This is a genomic window from Candidatus Binataceae bacterium (assembly GCA_035508495.1).
Lineage (GTDB): Bacteria > Desulfobacterota > Binatia > Binatales > Binataceae > JASHPB01.
On sequence record DATJMX010000073.1, the window covers coordinates 32,139 to 45,788 of the forward strand.

Annotated in this window: 6 protein-coding genes; 4 read left to right on the forward strand and 2 right to left on the reverse strand. The window is 61.0% G+C overall.

Annotated elements, in window-relative coordinates; genetic code table 11:
• Nucleotides 1–62: 62 nt before the first annotated feature.
• Entirely contained in the window at nucleotides 63–2,429 is a 2,367-nt protein-coding gene (locus VMA09_21405) for a phosphoketolase family protein (GenBank protein HUA36179.1), read from the reverse strand.
• Nucleotides 2,430–3,071: 642 nt separating this feature from the next.
• On the opposite strand from VMA09_21405, the gene VMA09_21410 reads away from it, so the two are divergent.
• Together VMA09_21410 and VMA09_21415 are read left to right on the forward strand one after the other, a co-directional pair.
• Entirely contained in the window at nucleotides 3,072–3,254 is a 183-nt protein-coding gene (locus VMA09_21410; GenBank protein ID HUA36180.1) for a hypothetical protein, read from the forward strand.
• A 490-nt stretch (nucleotides 3,255–3,744) separates the two neighbouring features.
• Nucleotides 3,745–5,346: a carboxylesterase/lipase family protein gene (locus tag VMA09_21415; protein ID HUA36181.1), complete on the forward strand. Its 1,602-nt coding sequence runs from the start codon at nucleotides 3,745–3,747 to the stop codon at nucleotides 5,344–5,346.
• A gap of 13 nt (nucleotides 5,347–5,359) precedes the next feature.
• Here the strand turns inward: VMA09_21415 and VMA09_21420 are convergent, their stop codons facing one another.
• Nucleotides 5,360–6,610, reverse strand: a complete 1,251-nt coding sequence (locus tag VMA09_21420) for a family 1 glycosylhydrolase (protein ID HUA36182.1) — start codon at nucleotides 6,608–6,610, stop codon at nucleotides 5,360–5,362.
• 257 nt (nucleotides 6,611–6,867) lie between these two features.
• On the opposite strand from VMA09_21420, the gene VMA09_21425 reads away from it, so the two are divergent.
• Together VMA09_21425 and VMA09_21430 are read left to right on the forward strand one after the other, a co-directional pair.
• The gene (locus VMA09_21425; GenBank protein ID HUA36183.1) at nucleotides 6,868–7,827 is read left to right on the forward strand and encodes a transporter; all 960 of its coding nucleotides are present in this window, start codon (nucleotides 6,868–6,870) and stop codon (nucleotides 7,825–7,827) included.
• 10 nt (nucleotides 7,828–7,837) lie between these two features.
• Nucleotides 7,838–13,648, forward strand: coding sequence for a PAS domain S-box protein (locus tag VMA09_21430; GenBank protein ID HUA36184.1), 5,811 nt, complete (start codon nucleotides 7,838–7,840; stop codon nucleotides 13,646–13,648).
• Nucleotides 13,649–13,650 lie beyond the last annotated feature (2 nt).

Here is a 13,650-nt window from a genome sequence, read left to right on the forward strand (position 1 = left end):
TGAAGATGCCTCGGGGACATGCGACTTCGCACCGCACGTCCCGAGGCGTGACCTCAGACGCGCTAGTCCGGAGTCCATCTCCAGTTGCGCACGTCGGGCATATCTTCCTGATGCTCGACGACGTACTTGCGGTGAATGTCGATCTGTTCGTTGCACGAATCGATCAGCGCGTGCGCCTTGTCCTGCTGCTTGGGCAGCCGCCGCATCGCCTCAATACACAAGTGGTACCGGCTCGCGCGATTTAGCACCAGCATATCAAAAGGGGTCGTGGTCGTGCCTTCTTCGGCGTAACCGCGAACGTGGAAGCGCCCGGGATTGGGCCGGCCGTGCAGAATCTGATGGATCGCGCCCGGATATCCATGAAAGGCGAAGATCACATCCTTGTTCTCGGTGAACAGTTCCCTGAAGTACGCGTCGGTCATCCCGTGCGGATGCTTGTCGGGCGGCCACAGGCGCATCAGATCGACGACATTGACCACGCGCACGCTGAGCTCCGGGAACTGGCGCCGGAAGATCCAGGCCGCCGCGATCGTTTCCTCGGTCGCGACGTCGCCCGCCGCGCACAGGATGACGTCGGGCTCCTTGCCATTCTCGGTTCCCGCCCACGGCCAGATCGTCGCGCCGAGCGAGCAATGCTCGCGCGCCGCATCGATATCGAGCCACACCGGATGGAGCTGCTTGTCGATCACGATCAAATTGATGTAGTTGCGGGTGCGCAAACAGTGGTCCGCCACCGATAACAGGCAGTTAGCATCGGGCGGCAGATAGATGCGGGAAATGATGCCTTGCTTGGTGACGAGCGTGTCGATGAAACCGGGACCTTGGTGGCTGAACCCGTTGTGATCGTTGCGCCAGCAGGTCGAGGTCAGCAGGTAATTGAGCGATGGCACCGGCTTGCGCCATGGCAGCTCGGTGACACAGGTCTTCAGCCACTTCGCGTGCTGCGTAACCATCGAATCGACGATCATCGCAAACGCCTCGTAGGTCGCAAACAGACCGTGCCGTCCCGTCAGCGTATAGGCTTCGAGCCAGCCCTGGTGCGAATGCTCGCTCAGCACCTCCATCACGCGCCCGTTGGCGGCGACGTGATCGTCATCGGGCAGGATCTCGCTGACCAGGCATCGATTCTCGACATCGAAGACGTCGCCCAGGCGGTTGGAGTTGGTTTCGTCGGGACAGAAGAGGCGGAAGTTCGCCTGCCGTGCATTGCGGGTGAAGATGTCGCGCAGCATCTTGCCCATCGGCCGCGTCGATTCGACATACGCCGTCCCGGGCATCTCAACTGGAACGGCGTAGTCGGCAAACGACGGGATGTCGAGCGAGATCGTGATCTGCCCGCCATTAGCGTGCGGATTGGCGCCCATCCTTTTCAGGCCCTTGGGCGCGAGCGCGCGCAGCTCTTCGACCGGACGCCCCTGGCGATCGAAGAGCTCCTCTGGTTTGTAGCTGCGCATCCATTGCTGGAGGATTCGCAGATGGTCGGGATTCTCGCGCACCGCCGATAGCGGCACCTGGTGCGCGCGGAACGTGCCTTCGATCTTCACCTGGTCGACGACGTTGGGCCCGGTCCAGCCTTTCGGGGTGCGCAACACGATCGCGGGCCATCGCGGCGTGCGGTGCAGTCCGTCGCGCCGCGCTTCGTCCTGCGTCGAGCGAATCGCCTCGTAACAACGATCGAGGATCGCGGCGAACTCGCGATGCATCAGGATCGGCTCATCACCCTCGAGAAAATGCGGCTCGTAGCCGTGCCCCTCGAGCAGTCGGCGGATGTCCTCGTCGGCTGCGCGGCCGAGCACGGTCGGCCCCGAGATCTTGTAGCCGTTAAGATGAAGTATCGGCAGCACCGCGCCGTCGCGCCCCGGATGCAGGAACTTGATGCCCTTCCATCCGCCTTCGAGCGGCCCGGTCTCCGCCTCGCCATCGCCGATGACACACGCAACGATCAGATGAGGATTATCGAATGCTGCACCGAACGCGTGCACGAGCGAATAGCCCAGCTCGCCGCCCTCGTGAATCGATCCCGGCAGGTGAGGGCCCGCGTGACTCGGCACTCCGCCCGGCGACGAGAACTGCCGAAACATCTTCAGCATCCCGTACATATCCTGCGACACGTCGGGATAGACCTCCGAGTACGATCCTTCGAGCCAGGTGTGCGAGATGAGCGAGGGCCCGCCGTGCCCGGGTCCCGAAATGAAGATGACATCGGCGTCATGCTCGCAAATCAGTCTGTTAAGGTGAACGTAAACAAAATTCTGTCCCGGCGACGTTCCCCAATGGCCGAGCAGCCGCGGCTTGATATGCTCGGCACGCAGTTGATCGCGCAGCAGCGGGTTATCGCGCAGGTAGATCTGCCCTACTGTGAGGTAGTTGGCCGCACGCCAGTAGGCATCCATCGCGTGCAGCGTTCGATCGTCGAGCGTCTTCGGCATTTCCCCACCCTTTTCGCAGACAACGACATTGCGATTGCTGTTTGATCAAACCATTGATCGGCAGGCGTCGCGAGCCGCGATCGGGCGCGTGCCTACCGTGCATACGATTTGGATGCGGCAGAACAACGAGGGCCATTCGTTCGAGTCGTGAGTAAGAAATGGAAGGACCGCGGCGCCATAAGACGCCGCGGCAGGGTGGGACAACCGGGTGGCGGTGAGCCGCTCGGTTGCTCATGCGAGACTGACATTCAGTCAGTGCACACTTGATGCCGCCCCGCCGGCATGAGCTTCAGCTAGCATCGATACGCCGCAGTGACGAAATGGTCGATCTCGATACGGCCGAACGTCCAGTAGCGTCCTGCCAAAGAACACATCAGCGTACATCCTCGCGAATCGTGTCATCCAATGAGCTGCCGGATACGGACTGCATGCAATCGATGTGAGGCTGCGGCGTGCGAAGCGGATGCGAGAGCGATTGCCCGCGCAAAGCTTGGCGTTTCTCGCAACGGCCATTAGACGTTTGCGAATCGCGAATAGTTCAGATCCCCCGTCGGCGGGAATTTCCCAGCAAAATCAACGATTTCGTCCTTGGCAAAGCTCTTGCTCTAGCCACTGCCAAGAAGTTTACGGGAGGTAACGACGATGGCTGCTATGACTACTGCGAATCAGGCGAATGTTGCGGGTCTTACTCCGGTGGTGGATCGCGTGGAGTCAGGGGCTGCTGTGCGTGCGTCGCAGAACGCGCTGCTCAGCGAGCTGCCGGGAATGACTTTCGCGTTCCTCACCCTGGCGTACGTGGTTTTCTCACTGGTCGCGCTCAGCTGAGCAAATAGTCAGTTCCGCGCGGATCGCGAACTCAGTCGATCAGTTCCTCGATCGACAAAGAGTTGAGCGATCTTCCGAGGCGATCCGCGCGATACCGCTCCAGCACCTGCGCGCACCCGGCACCACGGCCGCAACCAGCGGAAATCATAACGATCGCGGCGAAGAGATTCTCGGCGCCGCATAGAAAAGAAAGGAGATCGCCATGTTCTCCATGGGCACGATTGCATTGCTCCTGGCGATTGCGGTTGCGACTATCATGATCGCGAAGCCGTCGCTGCGCGCGATTCGCGAATAGTTAATCGCGTGAATACCAACATCAAAATGCGAGGCAGGTTCGTCAGCGAACCTGCCTCGCAAATATAGACTGCTACGTTTAAGTAAGATTCTCAGTTCTGGGCTCGTGGTCTCGAAGAGCGTTCGCAGCTTCACATTTCCGCAGTCGTAAACCTGCCTTGCTCGGCGATGCGGTTGCGGTATTGTCTCCGCTGTCATGAGCCGCACCAAGCACCCTCTGCCGATTTTTCATTTTCGCAATATCGCGATTGTGTTTCTGATGATCGTGAGTTGCACATTGCTCGCGATCGACACTTTCGCAGCGGGATCGAACGAGCCCCTGACACCGACGCCGGTTGTGAAAACCCAGAGCGGGGAGGTCCGCGGCAAGATCGTTGGCGGGGTTTACCAATACCTGGGGATTCCATTCGCTGCGCCGCCGGTCGGCGATTTGCGATGGCGTCCTCCCGTGCCGCATCCGAGCTGGGATGGCGTGCTCGAGGCCACACGTACGCGAGCCTGGTGCCCGCAACTCAGTGCTACTGGTTTGCTAAAGGTCTATGGATCCGAAGACTGTCTCTATCTGAATATCTACACGCCGAAGCCTGCCACGCCGCGGCCCGTGATGCTCTGGATTCACGGCGGCTCGTTTCTGGTCGGTTCGGGAGCGCCGTTCAATGGCAGCAATCTCGTGCGCGATGGAAATCTGATCGTCGTCACGATCAACTACCGACTGGGCGTGCTCGGCTACCTCGCCAGCCGCGCTCTCGATGCGACCGACCCGCGCCACACATCGGGCAACTACGCGCTGCTCGACCAGGGGGCTGCGATTCGATGGGTCGTCGATAATATCGCGGCGTTCGGCGGCGACCCGCGCAACGTGACGGTCGCGGGCGAGTCGGCGGGCGCGATGAGCGCCGGATTGCTGATGGTCACGCCGAGCGCCGCGGGAACTTTCCAGCGTGCAATCCTCGAAAGCGGCCCCTATCTGCAAACCTTTCAGACGCTGGCCCAGGCGGAAGTGCATGGTGACGAGATCGCCGCGAGGCTCGGCTGTGCGAACGTACCCGACATCGCGAAATGCATGCGCGGCAAGACCGCGGAGCAGATCGTGGACGCTGCGCCGGGCGATCCGCTCAGTTGGGCGAGCTTGATCTGGGCGCCGATCGTTGACGGCAAGGTGTTGCCGAGCCAGCCAGCCAGAGCGATCGCGGCGGGGCGTGTCAGCAAAATGCCGCTGATCAATGGTTCAAATCGCGACGAAGGCACGCTGATGTTCGCATACGGCAAACAGGTAACTGCCGATCATTACAATCAAGCGATGCATTCGCTGCTGGGTGACCGCGCCGAGGAGGTGCTGGCCGCTTATCCGCTCGCCAACTATTCGCAGCCCGCGCTGGCCGCCGCCGGAGCCAACGGTGATGCGTTTCTGAGTTGTCGAATCAACGACGCTGGCGTGCTGCTCGCGCCGCAGATGCCGGTTTACCAATACGAATTCAACGACCCGAACGCGCCGCCGATGTTTTTTAAGAATGCGCAAATCCCGCTCGGATCGTTTCACAGCGCGGAACTCCAATATGTCTTTGGCTCGATCGCGCACGACCCGGCAGCAACGCCGGCGCAGCGCAACCTGGCGACCGCGATGCGGGGCTACTGGATTCGCTTCGTCACTTCGGGCGACCCGGGCGGCTCACCGCGATGGACTCCGTATCAGGCCAACGATCCGAAGCGCATCTTATTCACGCCGGGATCAATTGCCTTCGAGTCGGACTTCGCGACGATCCATCACTGCGCGCTGTGGAACTCGATTCTCAAGTGACCCTGCGAGAATTCTAGTCTGCGGTCTCGATCGCGTTTGCGCGCGCGATATCGCCTAGCCATCGCGCGCTCGGACGCGGCATGCGCTCCTGCGTCTGCCAGTCGATCGCGACGATGCCGAAGGTCGGCTTGTAGCCGGAGTTCCACTCGAAGTTATCGAGCAGTGTCCAGTAGCAGTAGCCACGCACATCGATGCCGTCGCGGATGCATCGCGCGACGCCGGCGAGCGCCCGCCGCACGTATTCGACGCGACGAGTATCGTCGGTGGCGGCGATGCCGTTCTCGGTGACGATTACCGGCACCTGCGCCATTTTGCTCGCATAGCGGATCGTCGGCTCGAGTGCCTCGGGCCAGAACTCGTAGCCCATGATCGTCGTTTCAACGCCCAGCGCGGGCGGCAGTGTGCCCTTCTCGCCGATGCGCTGGCGAGTATAGGTCTGCACTCCAACGAAATCGTCGCCGCGAGCAGCTTCGAAAAAGATGTCCTGGCATTCGGCGCGAATCGCGGCGACGCGCTGCTCGCATCCGGGCTCGGGCTGGAAGTCCGCGAGCGCGAGCGTGATGCCGACCGGGAACCTGTGCGGCGACGATTTAAGCGCGGCTGCCGACCGGCGATGCGCCAGCAGCATCGTGTCGCGCGCCTTCATCTGATGACACATCAGGTATGGCGCGAAGCGATCCGGATCGGCGCCGATGCTGCGTGCCGCCGCGGAAAACCATTTCGAGCGCGCGGGATCAATCTTCTCTCGAGCCTCGCCCGTCAGGTACAGGTACGCGCCGAGATTCGCCTCGTTTATCGTGCAGGCGGTGTGAATGAGATCGCCGAGATGTTTTACGGCACGTTCGCAATAGCGCGCGAAGCGCTCCGCCGTTTTCGGATCCTCCCACCCGCCATCAGCCGCGACCCAGCGCGGCGAAGTGAAATGATGGAACGTCACGATCGGCGCGATGCGATTTTCATGACACGCGCCCAGCACGCGCCGGTAGTGATCGAGCTCGGCGATCGAAAAGTGCCCTTCGTCGGGCTCGACCCGCGCCCATTCGATCGAAAAGCGGTAGGCGTTGAAGCCGAGCCGCGCCAACATCGCAATGTCCTCGCGATAGCGATGGTAGTGATCGCAGGCGTCGCCGGAGGGCTCGAGAAAGGGCGTGTTGGGCGTGTGTTCAATCGCCCAATAATCGCTGTTGAGATTGTTGCCTTCGACCTGATGCGCAGCGGTCGCCGCACCCCAGATGAAATCGGGACGCAACTCGATTCGTGCCATGCTTGCGAGCCTAGCCGTTTGCGATCTTTCGGGCGAACGCGCAACCGGCCGGTCACATCCTGAAACGCCCTATTTCGGGACGCAATGAAAATGGCACAACCGGCGCGATTCGAGTTTCGTCGGCGAACAGGATCGACACGCCGCGTCTCATCCCTGATTGTCTAAAGCTGGCGCCCCGGCGGCATCGAACTTGCGCCAAAGTCTCTGGGCAATGCCGCGCCCGCAACATCAATATGTTGCCGCGAGGGGAGCCAGCGATGCCGCATCGTCGAAACCGCCACTGCGAAGAACATCTTTTCGCCACGATTCTCGCGATCCTGTTCGCGTGCTGCTATTGCAGCGCCGCAGGTGCGTCGGAATACGGAGTCAGTTCGTATCGGCCGGGCGTGATGGATTTATTCTCGGGCTATCTTGCCAACCCCGGCGCGACAATCGCCAAAAACTATTTTCTTTTCCAGGACGCTACCGACAATTCGACAACCTCGAACGGCCGGCTCGCCGCCGATGCTCACACGGTCACATACACCGAGGCGCAGTTCATCGGTCATACGACGAATTTCAGTCTGCTCGGCGCCTACTGGGCGGTCGCGATCTTGTTGCAGGAGCGGATCGCCGATCAGTCTCTGCGTCTTGGTCCAGCAGGGCATCTCGGTCCAAGCCAGGATCTCACGATCGGCGGATTCGGCGATCTCGAGATGATGCCGGAGATGATGTCCTGGAAGATTGGGAACTTTCACCTGATGGAAGCGCTTGCGGTCTATGTGCCGACTGGCAGTTACGAGTCGCAGCGCATCATCAATATCGGTCTCAATCGATGGGCGCTCGAGCCCGACATCGGCATGACGTGGTTCGATCCTGAAACCGGTCGGCACGCCTCACTCTTCGTCGGCTACACTATTAACAGTGAAAACACCGCGACGAAGTATCACAGCGGTCAGGAGTTTCACGCCGACTTCGTGGGCGCGCAGCATCTGCCGCACGGATTTATCGCCGGCGTTGCGGGTTATGCCCTGCAGCAAACGACACCCGATACTGGAAGTGGCGCGATCTTCGGCGGATACGAGGGACGCGTCATCGGCCTCGGGCCGCTGCTGGGAAAGGTATTCCAGGTAGGCGCGGTTCCGCTGACGATTACTGCGAAATATGACTTCGAATTCGCAACCGCAAATCGTTCGGCCGGCAATGAACTGTGGCTGACGGCAGGGATCAAATTTTAGGCGGTTCCTGATGATCACCGACTTCAAACTTCCGGAGCAATCGAATCAGCGAATCATTCCGCAATCGCTGCGATCCGACATTTCCCTGTGGCCGATCGCGGCGATGATATTCGGACTCGACGGCAGCGTTATCGAGTTGAACTCCGGTGCGCTTTCGCTCTTCGAGGCGGATGCACCGGCGGAGCTGATTGGCAGAGACATCTTTTCTTTCAACGCGCGCAAGTCAGCCGATTGCGAGAAAGTCATCGACCAGTTGCGCCGCGGCGAGGGCACGCAGTTTCAACTCGAATTTGTGTCGCTCAAAGGCAACGCACGCACCGCGAGCATCGTCGCGATGCCGCTCCTGACGCCCGACGGCAAAGTCGAGCGGCTGCTCGGGTTTGGCCGCGATATTACCGAGCGCGTGCGCGCCGAGCGCTCGCGCCAACTGCTCGCCGCGATCATCGAGGGCTGCGACGACGCGATCATCAGTATCTCGCCCGACTTGAAAATCATGACCTGGAATGGCGGTGCGGAGCGCCTGCTCGGCTACACCGCGCAGCAAGCGCTCGGCCAATCGTTCCCGGAATTCTACATCCCCGCGCGCGATCACGCGCTGGCGAAGTCCGTGATGCAGCAGGATATGGGCACGGACCACCAGGCCGGCGAAGTGCGCCGCCTTGAAGTCGAGATGCAGAGGCGCGATGGCACGCTGGTCGATGTCTCCGTGGTCGTATCGCGAATCCTCGACGCCAGGGGCGAGCTGGTCGGCATTTCATCGATCGTGCGCGACATCACCGCGCAAAAGCGCGCCGCGCGCGAGCACGCGCTCTTCGCGGCGATGGTCGAGAGCTCCGACGACATGATCGTCAGCGTCGATCAGAACTACCGCGTGATGACGTGGAACAAGGGCGCCGAGAAACTGGTCGGTTTCAACGCCGCCGAAGCAATCGGCCAGACGATCTTCGAACTTCACGTCGCTCCGGAAGCCCACGACTGGGTGAAGGCGAACATCGACGAGGATTGGGCCGAACTGCAGCACAATCCGCAATGGGTCCGCCAGCTCGACTCGCGGATCCGGCGCAAAGACGGAACCGTGGTCGAAGTCTCGCTGGTCGCGTCGGGAATTTTCGATTCGGCGGGCAAACCCATCGGCATGACCACGATCATGCGCGACATCACGGCGCGACGCGAAGCAGAGCGCGAGCAGGCTCGGCTCGCATCGATAGTCAACGCCTCGGAAGATTCGATCATCAGCTTTTCTCCCGACCTCAAGATACTCACCTGGAACCAGGGCGCCGAGAAGAACTTCGGCCTCAGCCGCACCGATGCAATTGGCAAAGGCCTCGAGTTTTTCGTACCGCCGAACGAACTGGCGCTGCAGACTGAGCTCTGCAGTAGCGTCCTCGCCATCGGCGAGCCGATGCGCTTCGAGCAGCGGCAGGTACGCGACGACGGCAGCGTTTTCATTTCGTCGGTCGCGATCTTCCCGACGCGTGATGCCGACGGAGCGATCTGCGGAATGGCTGGAATCGGCCGGGATATCACCGAGCAGCGCCGCGCCGAACGCGATCAGGCATCGCTCGCATCGATCGTCAATGCCTCGGCGGACGCGATCATCAGCGTTTCTTCTGATCTCAAGATCAGAACCTGGAATCGTGGGGCCGAGAAAACCTACGGCTACACTGCCGAGCAGGCGATCGGTCAGGGGCTCGAGCTGTTTGTTCCGCGCGAAGCCCTGCAGTCACAGGTCGACGCCTGCAATCACGTTTTGAGGACTGGCGAGGCCCTTAGTTTTGATCAGACGCAACCGAACTCCGATGGCAGCTCGTTCGTCATGTCGGTGCGAATCTTTCCTACCTGCGACGCCAGCGGGGCAATCAACGGCGTGGGCGGCATCGCGCGTGATATCAGCGAGATTAGAAAGGTCGAGCGCGAGCAAGCGCTGCTGGCCACGATTGTCAACGCTTCTGAAGACGCTATCCTGACGACCTCAACCGATCTTGAGATCATCAGCTGGAACCGCGGTGCGGAGAAACTCTACGGCTACAGCGCTGAGCAGACCCTCGGTCGCGGCATCGAATGCTTCGTTCCCGCCGACGCCCTGGAGGCATCGATCGCCGCCTGCAAGCGGGTAATCGCGACGGGTCAGTCGTTGTCGTACGAAGTAGCCGGCACCAATCCACGCGGCGAGGAATATCTCGCATCGGTCATACTGTTTCCGACCCGTGACGCGGCGGGGAAAATCTTCGGCGTCTCCGGGATCGGCCGCAACATAATCGAGCAGCGTCGCGCGCAGCAGGAGCAGGCGCTGCTCGCGTCGATCGTCAAAGGATCGGAAGACGCGATCTTGGGTATCTCCAAGTCAATCACATTCCGATCGTGGAACCCCGGCGCCGAGCGGCTTTACGGTTACAGCGCAGCCGAGGCTATCGGGCGCGGGGTGGATCTGATCGTGCCGCGCGAAAATCTCGCTGAAGTAACTGCCGCGATCGGCAACGTTATCAAGACCGGCCGCGCGACGGCCTACGAGCAGCGCCGCGTCAGGAGCGACGGCAGTTCCTTCCAGGCATGGGTGGTCCTGTTTCCAACTTACGATCACTCCGGCGAAGTCACGGGCGCGGGCGCGATGGTCCGCGACATCACCTATCAGAAAAAAATTGAACAGGAACTGCGGCAATCACACGAATACACGCGCGGGCTTATCGAATCCTGCATCGATGCGATGGTGGTCGTCGATCGCGAGCTGCGCATCACCGATATCAACGAGCAGTTGGCAAAGCTGACCGAAGTGCCGAAGAAATTTCTGATCGGCAGCCGCTTCGACACCTACTTTGCCGACCCTGCGCGCGCCAAGGAGGCGGTTGAGAAAACCCTCGCCGACGGCTTCGTCACCAATTACGACCTCGTGTTGCGCGCGGCCAGCGGGCGCGAAGTTCTGGTCTCGTTCAATGCGTCGATCTTTTACCGCGGTGGCAAAATCTTCGGTATCTTCGGCGTTGCGCGCGATGTAACCGAGCAGCGCGCGACCGAGAGCAAGCTGCGCGAGGAGCGTGAATACAGCACCAGCCTGGTGGAGTCGGCCCCTGACGCGCTGTTCGTTTGCGACGCGTCGCTGATGCTCACCGACGCCAACGGCCGTGCGCAAGAACTGACGGGATTTGGCCGCGACGATTTGAAGGGCATCAGGATTTCTTCGCTCTTCAGCGATCCTTCGACGGTCGAGGACGCGGTCCGCCATTCGATCGAGGAAGGCGCGCCGCTGGAAACCGAGCTTTGTCTGCTCACGCGCGAAGCGCGCGAAATACCGGTTTCGGTCAATGTCTCGGTTTTCCACCGTCACGACGGATCGTCGCGCGGCGCTGTCATCGTGCTGCGCGATATCTCGGAACGTAAGCGCTCCGAGAAGGAACGCTCATTGCTCGCGTCAATCGTCGATACCTCTGGCGACGCGATCTACAGCGAGGCACTCGATCTGACGGTCACGAGCTGGAATGCCGCTGCCGAGCGCCTGCTGGGCTACAGCGCGAATGAAGTCATCGGCCGCAGCGTTCTCTTGCTCGTGCCAATCGACAGGCGGTCTGAAGTGCTCGGGTATGTCGAGGAAGTGACGCACTGCAAAGCCAGCCGCTACTTCGAAAGCCAGCGCCGTCACAAGGATGGACATCTGGTCGACGTTGGGATCACCGCCTCACCCATGTTCAGCGCGCCCGGTAAACTCGCCGGCTACTCGATCACCGCGCACGACATCTCGGCGCGCAAAGCGATCGAGGCCGAGCTGACGCAGGCGCGCGACGCCGCGCTCGAAGGCGCGCGGCTCAAGTCGGAATTCCTGGCCAACATGAGCCACGAGATTCGCACGCCGCTCAACTCGATCATCGGAATGACCGGCCTGCTGCTCGACACGCAGCAGACCGACGAGCAGGCCGAATTCACACGCGATGTCCGCGAAAGCGGCGAAACCTTGCTGTCGCTGATCAATGAGATTCTGGACTTCTCGAAAATTTCGGCCGGCAAGCTGCTACTCGAGGATATCGATTTTAATCTATCGACGGTCGTCGAGGGGGCGGTCGAGATTGTTGCCGAGCAGGCGCGGCGCAAGCGCCTGGAAATCACCATCGCGATCGACGCCGATACTCCCCACTTCCTACGCGGCGACCCGGGTCGCCTGCGCCAGATCCTGCTGAATCTGTTGAGTAACGCGATCAAGTTCACCGAGCGCGGCGAGATCGGCATCCAGGTCAGCAAGCTTGGCGAGAATCCGGTCGAAACGGCGCTGCGCTTCGAAGTACGCGATACGGGCATCGGCATCCCGCTCGAAAAGCAGCACCTTCTCTTCCAGCCGTTTACGCAGGTCGATGCCTCAACGACCCGCCAGTTCGGCGGCACCGGTCTCGGACTTTCGATCGCGCGAGCTTTGGTGGAGCAGATGAACGGCAAGATCGCCGTCATCAGCACGCCCGGGACCGGTTCAACGTTCTGGTTCACGGCCAAAATTGGCAAGCAAAAGGACGTATCGAAACCGGTCGAGCACTCGGTGTCGCTTTCCGGTATCAAAGCGATTGTCGTTGACGACAACTCCAACAGCCTCGAAATCTTGCAGCGTCAGACCTCCGCGTGGGGCATGGAGACCGCGGTCGCGCTCTCAGCCACCGAAGCGCTCGATGCACTCAGGGCGGCCGCATCGGCCCGCCGCCCATTTCGCATCGCGATCATTGACGTGATGATGCCCGAAATCGACGGGATCGAGCTGGCACGAACTATTCGTGGCGACCCGCTATTTGCCGAGACCAGGTTCGCCTTCATCTCGTCGGTGGGATCGCGCAAGGACTTCGAGGCGCGCTTGCGCGGGTTTGAATCGATTCCGTGGTTGATGAAACCGGTATCGCAGGCGACGCTGCGCAGAACGCTCACCGAGCTTTTGCCAAATCCATCTGAGCCAGAAGCCGAGGGCGGCGCGAAAGTCCACGCCGGCGCAATTACGCCCCAGGTTTCACCGCGACTCAAGGTGCTGGTTGCCGAAGACAATCCGGTAAATCAGAAACTCGCGAAACTTCAGCTCAAAAAGCTCGGGCTCAAAGCCGATATCGTCGCCAATGGCGCTGAAGCCGTCGATGCAGCGCTGCGCTTCCCCTACGACGTGATCCTCATGGATTGCCAGATGCCCGAGATGGACGGCTATGACGCAACCCGTGAGATTCGCCGCCTCCAGGCTTCGACCCGCCACACGATCATCGTCGCGATGACCGCCAACGCGCTCCAGGGCGATCGCGAAAAATGCCTCGCTGCGGGAATGGACGCGTACATCACCAAACCCGTCGACGTAAAAGTGCTGGCCTCGGTCCTCGCCGGCATTACCCCGGCGGAAATCAAGGCGCCATCCGCAGACGAACATATCGAACACCACAACTGTCCGACAAATTCCGGCGAGCAGGTAGCCGCCGGCAAAGATGAGGAAGCTATGCCAGCAAGTAACCACGATGCGACACCTGTCGATGCGACAACAATCCGTGAGCTTCGCGAGGAAGGCGATGACGTCCTCCGCGAGTTGATTGATCTGCTGTTAACCGATGCACCGAAACGCGTCGCCGCTTCACGCGAGGCGATCGAGCGCGGCGATCTGAAGACCGTCGGTTTCGAGATCCATCGGCTCAAGGGCGGGACCGCCAATTTCGGCGCCTTCAAAATGACAGAGCTGTGCACGGAGCTGGGCAAGGCCTGCTCGGCCGGCGATGCGAATCGGGCACGCGAACTGTTTGCGCGTGTCGCCTCCGAGTATGAGCGCGTCGAACGCGCACTCGACGACGAGCGCCAGCGTCTGGCGCCTGCGACTGCTGCCTGACT

Coding starts and splice junctions, on each gene's coding strand:
- VMA09_21405 (HUA36179.1), bottom strand. CDS start 2,429: ATGCCGAAGACGCTCGACGATCGAACGCTGCACGCGATGGATGCCTAC.
- VMA09_21410 (HUA36180.1), top strand. CDS start 3,072: ATGGCTGCTATGACTACTGCGAATCAGGCGAATGTTGCGGGTCTTACT.
- VMA09_21415 (HUA36181.1), top strand. CDS start 3,745: ATGAGCCGCACCAAGCACCCTCTGCCGATTTTTCATTTTCGCAATATC.
- VMA09_21420 (HUA36182.1), bottom strand. CDS start 6,610: ATGGCACGAATCGAGTTGCGTCCCGATTTCATCTGGGGTGCGGCGACC.
- VMA09_21425 (HUA36183.1), top strand. CDS start 6,868: ATGCCGCATCGTCGAAACCGCCACTGCGAAGAACATCTTTTCGCCACG.
- VMA09_21430 (HUA36184.1), top strand. CDS start 7,838: ATGATCACCGACTTCAAACTTCCGGAGCAATCGAATCAGCGAATCATT.